Here is a 15,624-nt window from a genome sequence, read left to right on the forward strand (position 1 = left end):
TGTCCTGGCCCAACTCCATGCGTCGTTCCATGATTCTCGATCTCCCGCTCCCGAGGAAGTCCCATGCTGTCTCGCCTCTTCCAGCGCCGTCATGTCATCCGTGGCGGACTTTGTCTCCTGACGGCCCTTTTCTTCACCACGTCGGCCCTGGCGCATCCCCATGGCTGGGTGGATTATCGCGTGACGCTGCACTTCGATGACCAGGCACGCCTGGTTGCCCTGGAGCAGGACTGGAAGATGGATCCCTTCTACAGCCTGACCCTCACGGAGGAACTGGCCCGGGCCGAAGGCGAGGAAAGCATGGAAGAGCGCCTGGATCTGCTCGGTGGAGAGATCGCCGCCAACCTGCGCCGCGAGCATTACCTGACCCACGTGTTCCATGATGGCCACGAGGTCGCCCTGGGCGAACTGAGCGATTACACCACACGACTGAACGATCAGCGCCTGGAGTATGCTTTCAGGGTCTCGCTGGCCGAACCGCTGGCACTCGATGACACGCCCGTCACGTGGAAGATCTATGACGACACCTACTATGTGGAATTTCTGTACGATACGGACATTGACGAGCCGATTGCCTTGCGCAACGCTCCCGACGGCTGCACGAGCCGCGTCATCAAGGCCCACCCCGACCCGCAGAAAGTGGTCGAAGCCTCCGCACTGGACAGCAATGGCGACGCCCCGGTCGGCCTGGGGCGATTCTTCGCCGAGACGGGAGAAGTGACATGTCCCGAACGCTAGGATTACTGACCGCCCTGTTGCCCCTGCTGGGGCTTTCCCTGCTCGCCATGACCGATTGGGGTCAGTCCATAGCGCAATCCCTCATGGCCCAGACGCATGACTGGCAGCGCTCCCTGCAGCGCGGCCTGACCCTGTCGACGATGGCTCTGTCACGTCAGCCCACGCTGGATAACAGCCTGCAGTTGATGGTCTTGAGCCTCGGCTACGGCATCTTTCACGCCCTGGGGCCGGGGCACGGCAAGGCCGTCATCTCCGCCTATCTGCTGTCACACCCCACCGCCTTGCGCCGGGGGCTCTTGCTGACCGTCGCCGCCGCCCTGCTCCAGGGCATGGTCGCCATTCTTCTCGTGGGCGGGCTCGTATGGGGGATGGGCCTGCTGACACGCGACGCCATGGCACAGACGGGATATCTCGAGCGGCTCAGCTTTCTCGTCCTCGCCGGGCTCGGCGGCTGGTTGACCCTGCGCGCGCTGAATCGGATCCGCCGGAGCCTGAACCGGATACCCCGCCAGGCCGTCGCCACCGAGGCCAGCACGCCCTTCGCCTTCACCCCCATGGCCTTCGACGCCTCAGCGAGTCGGCAGGCCATGTCGACGCTTTCACCGCCGCCCACGGCGGGACTCGTCGGTGCACGCACCGACACGGCATGCGACTGTTGCGGAGGCCAGCATCATATCGCTCCCGGTACTGATACCCGGGAAAGCCTGGGCGCAGTGCTGGCGATCGGTTTGCGCCCCTGCAGCGGCGCCGTCATGGTGTTGGGAGTCGCCAGCTTGCTGGGCTACTGGTGGGCCGGTGTACTGGCGGTATTGGCCATGTCTGTCGGCACGGCAATCACCACCTCCTGCCTGGCCATCTTCGCCGTTTTCGCCCGGCAACGCGCCATGCACCTGATGTCGCGCAACACGCCTCACTGGCGACAGCTGGCCGCTCACGGCCTGGCCCTTTGTGGCGGCGTACTGATTCTGGCGCTGGGGATCGGAATGCTGATCGGCACACCCGTCACCCCCGACTTGCCCCTTATGGGCCCGCTGCGCTGATCACGATGCCAATCCTTGGGCCTCGGGCCGACATGGTCTGAAACGGCGTTGCCGGCGCCATGCATTGCCATGTATCCGAGGGGCCGGCAGCCGAGCAGGGAAACCTCACCCATCATGCCCTATGCTGAAACAGGGGAGTTCCCGGGGCCTGCCATCATGACGAGTCACAAGACAACGATAAGCCTCAACCTCGAATATCAGGAGACACTTGCCACGCTCCGCCATTACAGCAACTTCCGCCTGGCGGCATTCACCCTCTTTTTCACTGCAACGGCCGGGCTCGTCACACTGGTCTTTCAGAACGCGATGGTCAGTAATTCTGCGTTTCTGGGAACAATGTTCAGCTTCTTCGGCGCCGTACTGGCAATGGCATTCAGTTACATCGAATGGCTCAATGCGAAGTACCTCAATATATTGGCCTTGCATCTCGAGCAAAACTACGAAAGCCACTACACCCGGCTCGGCAGTACGCAACGCCGCCATGCCTCGATAATCTTCATGCTGATATACGGCGTTATCGCTTTCGCCTGGGTCGCCATCGCCGGTTATCTGAACGCTCGGCAATGCGGATGAATGCCCCCTGCCCGACCGTGCCGTCGTGGAGCCTAGCGCAACTCCCGGAATGCCGCCTTGACGTGCTCGGCCAGTGTCTCGGTCGCCGCCCCGGCGCCGGGCCGGCAGATCATCGTGACCTGAGAATTGCCGAGCGGGGGTAGCCCTGTCTCGTTGTCCAGCCGGTGCAGCGGCGGGCGTATCATGCTCTGCGGCAGGGGCGCCACGGCGAGGTCCGCCTGCAGCGCCGCTTCCTGGCCGCCGCAGCTTTCGCTGGTATAGGCAATGCGGTACGCCAGGCCCAGATGATCCAACGCGGAAAGCGCCATCCCGCGCCAAGGGCAGCCGTGACTCGCCAAAGCCAGTGGCAACGGTGAGCGCCGCGCGGCGACGCCGCCCTCCAGTCCTGCCCAGACCAGCGGTTCCGTATACACGATCTCGCCGAGTTCCTTGGCCGGCCCATCGCTACCGGTGGTCGTCAGGATCAGGTCGAGTTCCTCCCGTTCGAGGCGTTCGCGCATCTCCACGCTGCGCCCGACGACGACATCGACACGCACGCCCGGATGCGACCGGGCGAAGTGCGCGAGCACACGCGGCAGGATGCGCGACCCCACGTCGTCGGACGTCCCGAAGCACACCGTGCCATCCAGGGCGGGCGCCAGGAAATGCGTCACCGCCTCCTCGTTGAGGCGGAGCAGACGGCGACCGTACCCCAGCAGCACCTCGCCTTCCGGCGTCAACCTGACCCGCCTGGCCTCGCGCACGAACAGCGCCTGCCCGAGCGTCTCCTCCAGGCGCTTGACCTGCATGCTCAATGCCGAGGGCGTGCGAAATACCTGCCTGGCGGCCTGAGTGAAACTGCCGCTTTCGGCAATCGCCACGAACATGCGCAATACGTCGGCATCCAGTAGCGGCAGGGAACTGCGTTCGAGCGTCGGAGGTGTCGAAGTCATGGCCATACTTTTCAGAATTCCTTAAAGCGAAGTGTAGTTCTTTTTGTTTGATTGAATACAGGACGCCCACCATCCTGTCGATGAGGTCGCGACCCTCAACGGTTCCTGAGTCTTGCCAATCCCTGATCTGGCTATTGCCGGGAGGTATCGTCATGTCCGATCTCGAACACGTCCGCCGTGCCCTAGACAAGTTGCCGCGCCCCTGCCCTCCGTTCCAACCGGAGTTCTTCATGCCGGCCATGCCCCCGTTGGGGCTGATCGCGGCGCTCGAAAACCATTGGTATGCCTGGCGACGACGGTGCCTTTTCCGCCGCTACCTGCTGCCCCTGCTGGCCCATGACGACCGCATCCTCGAAGACATGGGCCATCGGCGCAGCGATATCGTATGGGCTTCCCGCCTGCCGCTGCGTGAGGATGCCCTCGCGGCGCTGGAACAGCGACGACGTCAGCGAAACGCCAATCATGTCAGGGCCAATCATGTCAGCGAGGGCGGCCGGCAATGAACAAAACTGCATCACCCAAGCTTGGCATCGTGCTTCCCGGCCTGGTGCTGACCGGTGTCTGCTACGGCCTGGCCCGCTTCGCCTACGGCCTGTTTCTGCCCGGCATGCGCGACACGGTCGGCATGACGCCGACCATCGCCGGCGTGGTCGGCAGTGGCTCTTACCTGGGCTATTGCCTCGCGATCATACTCAGCATGCTGCTGGTCGAGCGTCTGGGGGCCCGCCGGGTAGCGCTGCTCGCCGGTCTCGTGGCCTCGCTGGGCATGGCCATGATCGCCGTCAGCCCCTCGCCCTGGGTGCTCGCCTTCGCCGTGCTGTTTGCCGGCATGAGCACGGGCCTGGCCTCGCCGCCGATGGCGGATGCCGTGGCCCGCACGATTTCTCCTCGGGGCCAGGCGCGGGCCAACACGCTGATCAGCAGCGGCACCAGCGTAGGCATCGCCTTCTCGGGCGCGATTGCCCTGGTGGCCAGAGATCATTGGCGCAGCGCCTATCTCCTGTTCACCGTGCTGGCCGTGGCCACGACACTCTGGCTGGCACGCACCATGCCCCGGGTGCACGGCAGGAATCGTTCCTCCACGGCCCCCTCGAAAACGCCGGGACACGGTCTGTACCGCCGTGACGCACTGCCCTTGATCTACGCCGCGACCGGCATGGGCTTTGCCAGTACCGCCTGCTGGGTGTTTGCCGGCGAGGTCGTGGTCGAGGTCGGCGGCCTGTCCAAGGGCAGCGTCAGCCTGGTATGGGTCGCCATGGGCGCGGCGGGGTTGCTGGGTGGGGCCGCCGGGGACCTGATTCGCCATCTTGGCGTGACCGTCGTCCACCGCTTCTTTCTCGTCATGCTGGCAGCCGCCACGCTGGGCCTGGCCCTGTTTCCCGCCTCGCTGGCCATGGTCCTGATCTCGGCCGCGCTGCTGGGCGTTGCCTACATGATGCTGGCGGGGACATACCTGGTCTGGGGCGTGAACGTCTACGCGGACAGGCCCGCCGTCGGACTCGGTCTGCCGTTTCTGATGATCGCGGTCGGCCAGGTCATCGGCGCACCTGTCGCCGGTGCACTCATGGGATCGACGTCTTCCCTCTTCACCTTCGCCGTCTTCGCCTGCATGGCCCTCGTGACCATGGCAGCGACATATCGTCCCGGGCCGGAGCGTGAACTGCAGACAGCCTGAGAGGTCAGGCGCATGCCGTTCAATATGACATGGATTCCATTGCGTCTACCCGGCAATGTTCGTTATAAAGAACAAAATATGTTTTTTATAACGAACACCTCGACCATGCATCTCACTCAAAACATCGGTAATCGCCTCAAGCAGTTGCGCCTCGCCCACGGCTGGTCGATAAACGCCCTGGCTCAGCACACCGGTATCGCCAAGTCGACGCTGTCGACCTTGGAGGCAGGCAAGGGCAATCCAACCATCGAGACCTTGTGGACCCTGGCCAATGCGCTTGGCGTCAGGTTCAGCGACCTTGCCGTCAACCCCGACCATGAGCCGAGCCCGACCCTCGTCGAACCCGGCGGCGCCCGGGTTCGGCTCGTGGAGCGTTCGGCAGGCGAGCCGCGCATCGAGGTGTATGTCATGTCCCTGGCCGGGATGGAGATGAAGCGCTCCCGCGCCCATCCGCCGGGCGTGATCGAACGGGTCCTGGTGGTATCGGGCGTGGTGCACCTGGGTCGTGAAGACGACTTGGCGGTATGTCGCCCAGGCGAGCATCACATGTTCGCCGCGGACGTCGCCCACCGCTACGAAGCGCTCGTGGGCGAGGCGAAACTGATCGTGATGGTTCACTATCCCCAGCACACGGGAAAACTTCCATGAATGGCGCCCTCTCCTCCTGGGCGGCGGGACTGCGTGCCAGCGTGTCGTTGATGGTCGGCTACGCCCCCATCGCGTTCTCGTTCGGGGTCATCGGGGTGCAATCGGGATTCTCTCCCTGCCAGACCCTGGCCATCTCGGCGGGAATCTTTGCCGGCGCCAGTCAGTTTCTCATGGTCGCCATGCTGGCGGCCGGCAGTGGCACGCTGGCGGTGCTCTCGACGGTGTTGCTGATGAACCTGCGCCATGTGTTCTATGGTCCCGCCCTGATGGCCCGCCTGCAAAAACCGCCCCGCCGGCTGCGCCCCTGGCTGGCCTTCGGCCTGACCGACGAGGTGTTCGCCACCGCCATGGCACATGCCGCGCGCCAGCCGCTCGACGGCGCCTGGTGTCTGGGACTCGCCACGGGCGCCTATGCAGCCTGGGTAGCGGGAACCGGGCTCGGCGCCGGATTCGGTGGGCAATGGCAGACAGGAGACGGCGTGATCTCCCGGGCGATGGCCTTCGTGCTCCCCGCCCTGTTCCTGGCCTTGTCGATGCAGGCCTACCAGCGCCGCGACTGGCCGATCGTGCTGTCGGCGCTCGTCACGACCGTCATTGGCCTGGCATGGCTCCCGGCGCACTGGGCCCTGCTGCTGGGCATGCTGAGCGGTGCCCTTGCCGGGACGATGATGCCACGCTCGAATCGGGAGGCTGCATGACGTTCTGGTGGCTCGTGCTGGCAACGGGACTGGGAACCTTCCTCATTCGCTACCTGCCGCTTCGCCACGGACAGCGGCTGATCCACGCGGGAAGCCGGCTGGAACGCTTCTTCACCGCGCTGGGCGTGGCGGCCCTCACCGCCCTGATCGTCCTGTCAGCCGGTGAGGTATGGTGGGCTGCCGAGGATATGGCCATCGCTTCGGTCGCGATCGTGGCCGGCACGCTGGGTGTCTTCGTGACGTTGCGCAAGACCGGCAACATCGGCCTGGCCACGTTGGCCGGCGCTCTGATCTATGGCCTCGCCAGCCAGGGAGGGCTGTAGCCAAGACCGGATGAAGCGTCACTCCTACTGGCAACTCATGCCCCGCCCCACGTCGCCCCGGTCAGCGCGCAGGAGACTTGCCACAAGCGCTCGGCAACGGCCGGATCCCGGGCGTTCGTGCCGATGTGGGCGCGCCTGGGCGCACCGCGCGTCTCACCCAGGCCGGCGGGACCGATATAGTCGCCGGGGCGAATGTCGCCGGCGGTGGCGGCATGAAGCACGGGGCGTGCACCCTCGGCGGCGGTCTGGCTGATGAACGGCATCGTCAGTCTGAAGAGACGTCCCGTCATGCCGCGGCTGGTGACGCCATGCTCGAACAGCGCCGTGCGCGAGAGGCCGGGATGCGCCGCCACGCTGAGCAGTCCCCAGCCCTGGTCATCGCTGTGGTGCTGCAGTGCCTGGCTGAACAGCAGCATGGCCAGCTTGGATTGACGATAGGCGCGCCAGGGATCATAGCGGCGCTCGCCGTGCAGATCGTCGAAATCGATGCGCCCGCCACGGTGCGCCAGACTCGACAATTGCACGACGCGGGGCGCCGGTGCCGCCCGCAGCAGTGGTAGCAGCAGGCCGGTCAGCAGGAAGTGGCCCAGGTAATTGACGCCGAGCTGGCGCTCGAAGCCGTCCCGGGTCGATTCCCGCGTCGGCAACGCCATGATGCCGGCGTTGTTGACCAGCAGATCCAGCGTCGTCTCGCGGGTGCGCAGCCTGGCGGCGAAGTCGCGCACCGAGTCGAGGTCGTCGAGGTCGAGCGGCTCGAAACGCGCCTCCGCCCCCGGGCAGTGATTGCGTAACGCCTCTACCGCCGCATGGCCCTTGCCCGGGTTGCGCGCCGCCACGACGACGCGGTAATGCTGCTGTAACAGCCCTTTGGCGGTCTCGAAGCCCAGCCCGGTATTAGCGCCGGTGACGACCGCCAATCTCCCTTCGCTACCGGGATCAGTCATTGCCGACCGTCTGGATCACCTCGAAGCCCTCGAACTTCGGCGGGCCCAGATAAAGTCCCTCACGGCGCGTCTGGCCGGCGTTGGCATGGGCGGCGCGGAACGCCTCGGAGTGCGTCCACGCCTCGAAATCCTCGCGGGAGCGCCAGAGGGTGTGCGAGGCGTAGAGGACGTGATCCTCCTCCTCGGGGCCGCGCAGCATATGAAACTCGACGAAACCGGGCAGGCCCTGCAGGTGGGTCTCCCGCTCCAGCCAGATCTGCTCGAACTCTTCCGTTCTCTCGGGATTGACCCGGAAACGATTCATGGCGATGAACATGGTGAGGCTCCTTGCGACCAGTGGATGGAAACTGTCGGATGACGATGGCAGCTTCTTCGGTGAGGGGCAAGATGAAGCATGGCGCCACGACCTTTCTTCTCAGCCATTCACGGCGGAGGGAGCAATGGGGCACAACTGCACGCCATCGGAAACTCTGCGGGTTGAGGAAGAAGTCCGCTTCCTGTCAGGAGCGCACGTTCAGGTGGCTAATATAACGCGCCAGCTCAGCCGCGACGGAGCCATCGGTTGTAGCGCCTCGTTAAGCTATTGTTTCTTCTGCCCAAGGACATAGTTTTCCTTATAACTTTCTCCTATCGAGCGGCCCGTTTTCCTCGCTCCTGGAAGATTTAATCAATCGCATATGATCGATTCTCTATTGAGTCGATCATCGTCAACGCTATATCGTGCATCACAACTAGTGCTGCGTTCTCGTACCTCACAAATTCGTCTATGTCCTTAATGGTCAACCTTTCTCCGTGCGCGATACCATTTCGCTTGCCGACTAAGCTTCTCAATGACGTAGAGTACTTTTCAAGCTCTTCGGAAACGAGCCCCATACACTTAAGATTATCCCCCAATAGATTGGGCCACAGGTTAGAATCTGTTTCAGGACGGATATGAAACCTTGGCTGCAATCCCAGCTTGGCCGGCAACGACGCATGAGCGAGTGACCATAGCGCCTCATCAGAAAGATTCCCACGGGCCTCTTTAAACAACTTCCTTAGAGCCAAAAGCACCAAGTCGGGAACCATTTTCTCTACGACCAAAGAGGCGTCCTGTTCGATCTCGTCAAGGTAAGTCTCCCAAGAGAATTTACAGAACCCTTCGTAATGCGCATAAATAAAAGCAGTGCATGCTCTAAGCATTGCGCTGCGTGTGCGGGAGTTCTCCTTAGTTTTTACCAATAAGGCTTTCATCGCCGCGATCTCCGCTTCACGCCAAAGGAGATCCTGCGTCAACTCAGATTCAAACCTACTCATTTTACTGACCAAAAATAGCTTCGGAAACTAAAGCTATCCTTCTTTCCAGTTTCGGCTTGGAATTTGCGCCGGGGCCCGTCTGGCTCTTAAAATCATCAGACTGAACACAGGAAATAACCCGTTCTTTAATGTGTTCAGGCGCTAGGGTTTCCGCATTGTGAATATTTAGTGTAATCCCACCTGCGACTGCCTCAAAATAAGCTGGCGCCAATGCTCCAATTGGCGACCCTTCACGGTGCTTCACAAAAGCTTGAGCCCCTAACGAGCGTGCAATAATTTCGAATGTTCTAGCAAAATATGTTCTCTCCATTTCGTAATCGAATGGTTCTCTCTCAAGAATGACATCTTCCATATATGCATCGAGCCAATCCCGAACGCTTCCCCTAAATTTATTCTGAGCGTTCTTTACCGCAAAAAAGCGTAGAACCAGCTCTTCTATTCCCATTTTTTCAGCTTCTGCAGAAGAGATAGTCTGGGTGCATGCCGCATAGGCTGGCAACTCAGCACACTCTCTTAGGAATATATAAAATGCTTTCCCTTTCTCGCCAAGCATGCGCGCAGAGCAGTTGCGGATTTCTTGTGGCGCTAATTCAGCGCCGCCGGTATTAAGCCGTTTAAACATCTCGTATCGGAGAAAAGATTCGCTTTGCCTCTTAATAATAATTACTCGGACGGAGGACCTCTTGATCCGCAGCCTGAGCGTTAGCGGCAGATCGCTAAAGGCATTCCCATTCAATGATGGAACTAAGTCGCACCCCTGCAAGACCAGAGGCTCTAAGTTTAGTGACTCTGAGTCCATAAACTGAAAAACACTGCTAACGCGCTGAAGCCCATCTATAAGCTCAAGCACTCCGTTCTCATTTTCAATCATAAATATCTGAGGAATCGGAAGCTCAAGAATGACCGACTCAATTAACCGCGATCTCTGCTCCGTCGACCATCTAAATAGTCTCTGATACTCAGGAGCAATTACCAACTCGCGCTGTTCGGAAGAATGAAGGCTAACGAGTTCGCCAAAGCTCATATCAAGCCCTTCGAAACGTACCTCTCCCACCTTCTGATCGATTTCTTCGATTAATCCCGTGGATGCTGACAATGAGAACTCCCCCAGTTCGTTATTGCAGTTTACGTGGGACGATACACTCCGTCGCACAATCGACTAAAATGGCATCAGACTGCCAACCTTATAATTACATGAACGTTCCAGCCCGTTCATTCGTGTTTTTCACATGCCGCCTCCTAACAAACTTAAAATACAAATTCTAGTCAAAGCTTCGCTACATAATACTAAGCATCGTGACGGCTATCCAACACCGACGAGAGTACCTACTGCTCTTGATATCATGACCACTTTGGGTCGCAAGCTGCCTTAATGCCTTACCAAGCATTAATTCCCTTCGCCTCTCGCGGCCCCGCCCCATCCCGCATTCCACTAATGTAAACCAAACATTACCAGACGTAACGTCCAGGTAGACCAATTCTCTACTCAAAACGCGCCAGATGGTGGCAGCGCGTTAACGCCCGATACCGCTCAGCCTCCGGCTGTCTGCAGTGTGCGAACTTCTTCCGTCATTATCGTTACCGTTTCGCCGATGGTGCGGATGGCCTGGTGCACGGCGGGCGACAGGGTCGATGCGTAGTTGAGACGCAGGCAGTGGCGGTACTTGCCCGAGGCGGAGAACAAGGCGCCGGGAGCGATGTGGATGTGCGACTCGGCCAGACGTTCGTTGAGCTTTATGCAGTCGATGCCCGCCGCCAGTTCCAGCCACAGCAGGAAACCGCCCTGCGGATAACTGACACCGGTACCGGCGGGAAAATAGCGTTCGACCCAGCCCAGCAGGATGTCGCGGTGGCGTTGATACTGGCGGGTCATCTCGCGCAGGTGGCGCTCGTAATGCCCCTTGGCGATGAAGTCGGCCACCGCCAGTTGCGGCAGGGTCGCCGAGGCGCCGGTGGAGACGTACTTCATGTGCATGACCTGGTCGCGGTAGCGGCCCGGGGCGATCCAGCCGACCCGCAGCCCGGGGCTCAATGTCTTGGAGAAGCCGCTGCACAGCAGCACCCGGCCATCGTCGTCGAGCGCCTTGAGCGTCTTCGGGCGCGGCGTGGTGAAGGCGAGATCGCCGTAGATGTCGTCCTCGATGATCGCCACGTCGAAGCGCTGGGCCAGTGCCATCAGGGCCCGCTTGCGCGGTTCGGGCATGGTGTAGCCCAGCGGATTGTTGCAGGTCGGCGTGATCTGGATGGCGCAGATCGGCCACTGTTCCAGAGCCATCTCCAGCGCCTCGAGACTGATGCCGGTCTGCGCATCGGTGGGAATCTCCAGCGCCTTCAGGCCATTGGCCTTGAGAATTTGCATGGTGCCGTAGAAGCTCGGCGAGTCGACGGCCACCACGTCGCCCGGCGCGGTCAGCGTGCGGATGGCGATCGACAGCGCTTCCTGACAGCCGGTGGTGATCAGCACGTCGTCGGGATGCAGCAGGCAGCCCGAGCCCGTCGCCAGGCGCGCGATCTGGCGGCGCAGCTCCAGGCTGCCGGAGAGCCGGTCGTAGCTCAGGCCATCCGCATCACCCCGCCGGTGCCGGCCGGCGAGCAGACGCGACAGGGGCCTGAGCGTGGCGCTTTCGAGATCGGGCACGCCCTGCCCCAGCATCAACATGTCCTCATCGCCCCGCATTTCCACCAGCGCCAGCACGTGCTCCCACTGCGAGACGTCCAGCGGGCGCTGAGCCGGCCGCGTCATCGCCGGCAGCACGGCGGGTACCTGCCGCGGCAACACGTAATAGCCGGATCTGGGGCGGGTCTCGATCAGTGCCGTGTCCTCCAGGCGCCGATAGGCCTCCTGTGCCGTGGAGACGCTGATATCGAGCTCGCGGCACAACGCCCGTATCGACGGCAATCGATCACCGACGCGGTAAAGGCCATGCTCGATGCGTTGGCGCAGCAGCGAAGCCACCTGCTCGTAGCGTTTCATGACAGTGCTCCCAGGCTGAAGTTTTACCGGTACAGATCCCGTCATATGGCCCGGTACAGTAGGCGCTAACGGCAATCTGTATCGTGGCAATCCAACAATACTGAATCTGTATCGCAAAAAGTACCCGCCGTAGCCTGTGAGTCCGCCACCCAACGGGAGAACTCTCATGCGCCTAGTACCGCTCGACTCGCTGCTGGCCAGACTCCGCCTCTATCGGCAGCGACACTGCTCGAGACGGCAATTGCTGAGCCTCGACGTCCGCCAGCTCAAGGACATCGGCCTGTCGCGGTTCGATGCCGAACAGGAAGGTCGCAAGCCGTTCTGGAAGGCATGAACCGACGGTATGGCTCGCTGCCTCTTTCAGACAGAACTCAGGCGCCGTCCTGGAAGCGCCGGGCCTCGGCGACCAGCCACTCGATGAAGTGCCGGGCGACGGGCGGGGCCTGGCCGGTGGCCGGCAGGATCAGGTCGTAGGTGAAGGGGGAAGCCAGGCCATGCCGGTTGCCGAAGGGGCGCGTCAGCACGCCGCTGGCCAACCGGTCGGCCACGACGGGATAACTGGCCAGCACGACGCCCCGCCCCGCGATGGCCTGATCCAGCGCCAGTCCGAACAGTGAATAGCGATGCAGGGTCGTCACCGAGGCGTCCGCCACTCCCATGGCCTCGAACCAGGCTTGCCAGCCGGGAAATGACGCGCCCTGCCGGGAGTCCCAGGTCACGTCCAGTAGAGGCTGTCGGGCGAGATCGGCCGGTTCCTTCACGAGCGCCCGCTCCAGCAGGGCCGGCGCGCAGACGGGAAACAGCGCGTCGTCGAACAGCCGCCGGCTCTTCACGCCCGGCCATGGGCCACGGCCATAGCGTATCGCGAGACAGGCGCCCTCTTCCTGCCAGCTCGGCGCGATGAAGGCCTGGCTGGCATCGAGCGTGATTTCGACAGGACCCTGCGCCGCTTCGAAATCGGCCAGGCGAGGCAGCAACCAGAGCTGCGTGAAGCTCGGCGGCGCGCTGAGCGTCAGTCTCGTCCCACGGGTGGCGTGCTCCGTCACTGCCCTGACCCCCGAGGCGATGCGCTCAAGACCCGCTTCGACCTCCTCGGCCAGCCGGCGGCCAGCATCATTCACCTGGATACCGTTCGGGGAACGCTCGAAAAGCGTCACGCCGAGCCTGCCTTCGAGCTGTTTCACCTGTCGACTGACGGCGCCGGGCGTCACGCCCAGGCGACTGGCCGCCGTCTTGAAGCTGCCGGTACGCACCGCCTCCGCAAAGGCCCGCAGCGCATTGAGAGGCAACCGTTCGATTTTCATGGGTGAGTTTTCCTGAGTCTAGGCAGACGCAATATCGTTTGGCCACAACCGCCATGGTTGCTTCACTGCTTGTCTGACCAGCATGGAGTCATAAGCATGAATTTTCCTAGGCCACTCACGCAATCTAGCGTCTCCCGTGCTTCCGGCCAATCGCGACGTCGCCCCATCGACATGCCGGCAGGCCTGCTGATGACGCTGTTCTGCCTGGCGCTGGGCTTGCAGCAAGTGGCGATCAAGGCGGTGGCCAGCGACATCTCGCCCTTGAGTCAGGTAGCCATCCGCTCCTCGCTGGCCGCCGTGCTCGTGTTGATACTGGCGCGGTCGCGCGGTATCGGCATGCAGGATTTCCGGACCCATCTCGTGCCGGGCGTATTTGTGGGGCTGGGGTTCACCGGCGAGTTCGTCTTCGTGGCCATGGGGCTGAACCATACGCTGGCCTCGCACATGTCCGTCTTCCTCTACACGGCGCCGGTCTTTGCCGCCCTGGGGCTTCACTTTCTCGTGCCGGGCGAACAACTGCGTCCGCGACAATGGGCCGGTGTCGCCCTGGCCTTCAGCGGCATGATCCTCGCCATGGCGCCGACGGCACATGACGCCGATACCGCGGAACTGCTGCTGGGCGACATGCTCGGCTTGCTGGGCGGCCTGTCGTGGGCGGCCACCACGCTCATCCTGCGCAGCACCTCGCTATCGGAAGCGCCTCCCGTCCAGAGCCTGAGCTACCAGTTGGTCACCGCGGGGCTGCTGCTGTTGCCCGCTTCCGCCATGCTGGGCGAACTCGGCGCGCTCGAGATCAACGAGGCCGTGATCGCGAGCCTGACCTTCCAGACGCTGGTGATCTCGTTCGGCGCCCTGCTGCTCTGGTTCGCGCTGCTGCGCCGTTATCTCGCCTCGCAACTGGGCATATTCTCGTTTCTCTCGCCCGTGTTCGGTGTCGTCTTCGGTGCCGCGCTGCTGGGCGAACCGTTGACGCTCAACTTCGTGGCGGGCGGCATCGCCATACTGGTCGGCATCGTTCTGGTCAGCCGCTGAATGCCGGATCGTTGCAGGCAGGAGCGCCCTCATCGATCCGCCCGCTCCGATCGTGGGGCGCTCGGATTGACATCCCCCGGCCTTTGGATACCCTAGAAAAACGCCGCACAGGCGTCCCCGTCCGCGGAAAGGGCTGCGCCCATCGCTTCGATTGCCGACATCCATACGATTCCAGCCTGGCTGGCGGACACAGGCGCATGGGGAAATCGTATGACGACGCACTTCCGGCGCGATGCCATCTCTCACGGCCGGCTCAATCTCGAACAGCAGCGCAAGCGCGCCAAGGAACTGCTCAAGGCCGCGCGCGCCCATGAGCCGGCTGCGCTGGCCCGCGTGACTCGCCATCTTCCACTGCGTGAATCCTCCCTAAGACTTGCCGATGCTCAGCTCGTGATTGGCCGCGAGTGCGGCTTTGCCAGCTGGCCCCGGCTGAAGGCCCATATCGAGGCACTGGATACCTCGCTAAGACTCACCCGCGAACATGGCGACCGGGACCTGGCCACACTGCACATCCGTTGTGGCAACGATATCCAGCACACGCTGCGCACGGCGGGGTTCGTCGGGGATTTTCTCGAGTTTTCCGACCCTTTCTGCCTCGGCCCGCTTGCCGACCTGCCGCCGGACGCCCTGATGCGCCTGCGCGCCCGGTTTCTGGCCAGCGCCTTCGACATGGCCGAGCCGGATGCCCTGGGTCGCCTGCGCAGAAGCTACGAATGCCTGGAAAGGCTCGATGACTACCAGCGGATCGTGCTGTGGTTCGAACACGACAGCTACGATCAGCTACTGCTCGCCTATCTCCTGCATCGGCTGCACCGCAACCCGTCCAGGGCCAGGATCGAGCTGATCGCGGTGGAGAGCGTTCCCGGCGTGGATCGCTTCATCGGCATCGGCCAGCTCGCGCCCGATCTGCTGGCCTGGCTATGGCGGCAGCGCCGGCCGGTGGAGACGCCATTGCTGGAACTCGGCAGCCAGGCCTGGAAAGCGTTGACCGCCAGTCGCGCCGAGCCACTGGAGGCTCTGATCGCCACGGGGACGCCGGCACTGGCGATGATGTGTCGCGGGCTCGAACGGCACCGGCAGGAATTGCCTGATCCACATACCGGCCTCGGGCTGACCGAGCGGCTCACGCTCGAGATCGTCCGCGACCATGGTCCGCTGACGGTCGGCCAGGCATTCGCGTATCTGATGCGCGAATACGAACCGCTGCCCTACCTGGGCGATTTGATGTTCTGGTGGCTCATCCAGCCACTGATCACGGCTCCGGAGCCTGCGATGGACATATCCGACACGCACCAGGAATGGCCACAGCGGCGTCTTGCCCTGACCGAACTGGGCCGGGATGTGCTCGCAGGGCGGCGCAACTGGCTCGATTACGTGCCGGGCGAACGCTGGGTGGGGGGAATACGGATCGTGCCGCGACGCGGCAATGGCTGAACGCCCCGGCGCT

Annotated in this window: 18 protein-coding genes; 11 read left to right on the forward strand and 7 right to left on the reverse strand. The window is 62.6% G+C overall.

What is annotated here, in order from left to right; all coding sequences use genetic code 11:
• Positions 1 to 63 precede the first annotated feature (63 nt).
• From ACYQ12_RS13255 to ACYQ12_RS13265, 3 genes are all read left to right on the forward strand, one after another.
• A complete protein-coding gene (locus ACYQ12_RS13255) occupies positions 64 to 738 on the forward strand; it encodes a DUF1007 family protein (RefSeq protein ID WP_459872565.1) in 675 nt (224 codons plus the stop codon).
• Positions 723 to 1,778, forward strand: coding sequence for a nickel/cobalt transporter (locus ACYQ12_RS13260; protein WP_459872568.1), 1,056 nt, complete (start codon positions 723 to 725; stop codon positions 1,776 to 1,778). The genes ACYQ12_RS13255 and ACYQ12_RS13260 overlap by 16 nt, the downstream gene beginning before the upstream one ends.
• A gap of 114 nt (positions 1,779 to 1,892) precedes the next feature.
• Positions 1,893 to 2,351, forward strand: a complete 459-nt coding sequence (locus tag ACYQ12_RS13265) for a hypothetical protein (RefSeq protein ID WP_459872571.1) — start codon at positions 1,893 to 1,895, stop codon at positions 2,349 to 2,351.
• 32 nt (positions 2,352 to 2,383) lie between these two features.
• Here ACYQ12_RS13265 and ACYQ12_RS13270 read toward each other — a convergent pair whose 3' ends face one another.
• Entirely contained in the window at positions 2,384 to 3,283 is a 900-nt protein-coding gene (locus ACYQ12_RS13270) for a LysR substrate-binding domain-containing protein (RefSeq protein WP_459872574.1), read from the reverse strand.
• A gap of 152 nt (positions 3,284 to 3,435) precedes the next feature.
• Between ACYQ12_RS13270 and ACYQ12_RS13275 the strand changes: the two genes are divergently transcribed.
• From ACYQ12_RS13275 to ACYQ12_RS13295, 5 genes are all read left to right on the forward strand, one after another.
• Complete coding sequence (locus tag ACYQ12_RS13275; protein WP_459872577.1) at positions 3,436 to 3,786, forward strand: hypothetical protein; 351 nt, start codon at positions 3,436 to 3,438, stop codon at positions 3,784 to 3,786.
• Complete coding sequence (locus tag ACYQ12_RS13280; RefSeq protein ID WP_459872580.1) at positions 3,783 to 4,958, forward strand: MFS transporter; 1,176 nt, start codon at positions 3,783 to 3,785, stop codon at positions 4,956 to 4,958. Before ACYQ12_RS13275 ends, ACYQ12_RS13280 begins: the two co-directional genes overlap by 4 nt.
• A gap of 105 nt (positions 4,959 to 5,063) precedes the next feature.
• On the forward strand, positions 5,064 to 5,606 hold the full coding sequence (locus ACYQ12_RS13285; protein WP_459872582.1) for a helix-turn-helix domain-containing protein: 543 nt from the start codon (positions 5,064 to 5,066) through the stop codon (positions 5,604 to 5,606).
• Positions 5,603 to 6,304, forward strand: coding sequence for an AzlC family ABC transporter permease (locus tag ACYQ12_RS13290; RefSeq protein WP_459872585.1), 702 nt, complete (start codon positions 5,603 to 5,605; stop codon positions 6,302 to 6,304). Before ACYQ12_RS13285 ends, ACYQ12_RS13290 begins: the two co-directional genes overlap by 4 nt.
• Positions 6,301 to 6,627 (forward strand): AzlD domain-containing protein, encoded by a 327-nt coding sequence (locus tag ACYQ12_RS13295; protein WP_459872588.1) that lies wholly within the window; start codon positions 6,301 to 6,303, stop codon positions 6,625 to 6,627. The genes ACYQ12_RS13290 and ACYQ12_RS13295 overlap by 4 nt, the downstream gene beginning before the upstream one ends.
• 35 nt (positions 6,628 to 6,662) lie before the next feature.
• Here ACYQ12_RS13295 and ACYQ12_RS13300 read toward each other — a convergent pair whose 3' ends face one another.
• The 5 genes from ACYQ12_RS13300 to ACYQ12_RS13320 form a co-directional block, all read right to left on the reverse strand.
• On the reverse strand, positions 6,663 to 7,571 hold the full coding sequence (locus ACYQ12_RS13300) for an oxidoreductase (protein ID WP_459872591.1): 909 nt from the start codon (positions 7,569 to 7,571) through the stop codon (positions 6,663 to 6,665).
• Positions 7,564 to 7,887 carry a heme-degrading protein HmuQ gene (gene hmuQ, locus ACYQ12_RS13305; RefSeq protein WP_459872594.1) on the reverse strand — a complete coding sequence of 108 codons (324 nt, stop codon included), beginning with the start codon at positions 7,885 to 7,887 and terminating at the stop codon, positions 7,564 to 7,566. The genes ACYQ12_RS13300 and hmuQ overlap by 8 nt, the downstream gene beginning before the upstream one ends.
• A 347-nt stretch (positions 7,888 to 8,234) precedes the next feature.
• Entirely contained in the window at positions 8,235 to 8,867 is a 633-nt protein-coding gene (locus ACYQ12_RS13310) for an MAE_28990/MAE_18760 family HEPN-like nuclease (protein ID WP_459872597.1), read from the reverse strand.
• Between the two features lies 1 nt (position 8,868).
• On the reverse strand, positions 8,869 to 9,963 hold the full coding sequence (locus ACYQ12_RS13315) for a GmrSD restriction endonuclease domain-containing protein (RefSeq protein ID WP_459872600.1): 1,095 nt from the start codon (positions 9,961 to 9,963) through the stop codon (positions 8,869 to 8,871).
• A gap of 435 nt (positions 9,964 to 10,398) precedes the next feature.
• The gene (locus ACYQ12_RS13320; RefSeq protein ID WP_459872603.1) at positions 10,399 to 11,841 is read right to left on the reverse strand and encodes an aminotransferase-like domain-containing protein; all 1,443 of its coding nucleotides are present in this window, start codon (positions 11,839 to 11,841) and stop codon (positions 10,399 to 10,401) included.
• Positions 11,842 to 12,007: 166 nt separating this feature from the next.
• On the opposite strand from ACYQ12_RS13320, the gene ACYQ12_RS13325 reads away from it, so the two are divergent.
• A complete protein-coding gene (locus ACYQ12_RS13325) occupies positions 12,008 to 12,175 on the forward strand; it encodes a DUF1127 domain-containing protein (protein WP_459872606.1) in 168 nt (55 codons plus the stop codon).
• 37 nt (positions 12,176 to 12,212) lie between these two features.
• Here the strand turns inward: ACYQ12_RS13325 and ACYQ12_RS13330 are convergent, their stop codons facing one another.
• Positions 12,213 to 13,145, reverse strand: a complete 933-nt coding sequence (locus tag ACYQ12_RS13330) for a LysR substrate-binding domain-containing protein (protein ID WP_459872609.1) — start codon at positions 13,143 to 13,145, stop codon at positions 12,213 to 12,215.
• A 96-nt stretch (positions 13,146 to 13,241) separates the two neighbouring features.
• On the opposite strand from ACYQ12_RS13330, the gene ACYQ12_RS13335 reads away from it, so the two are divergent.
• Together ACYQ12_RS13335 and ACYQ12_RS13340 are read left to right on the forward strand one after the other, a co-directional pair.
• Positions 13,242 to 14,177: a DMT family transporter gene (locus ACYQ12_RS13335; protein ID WP_459872612.1), complete on the forward strand. Its 936-nt coding sequence runs from the start codon at positions 13,242 to 13,244 to the stop codon at positions 14,175 to 14,177.
• A 210-nt stretch (positions 14,178 to 14,387) separates the two neighbouring features.
• Entirely contained in the window at positions 14,388 to 15,611 is a 1,224-nt protein-coding gene (locus ACYQ12_RS13340; protein ID WP_459872615.1) for a DUF1835 domain-containing protein, read from the forward strand.
• Positions 15,612 to 15,624: the final 13 nt, after the last annotated feature.

The organism is Halomonas shantousis, from assembly GCF_054654615.1.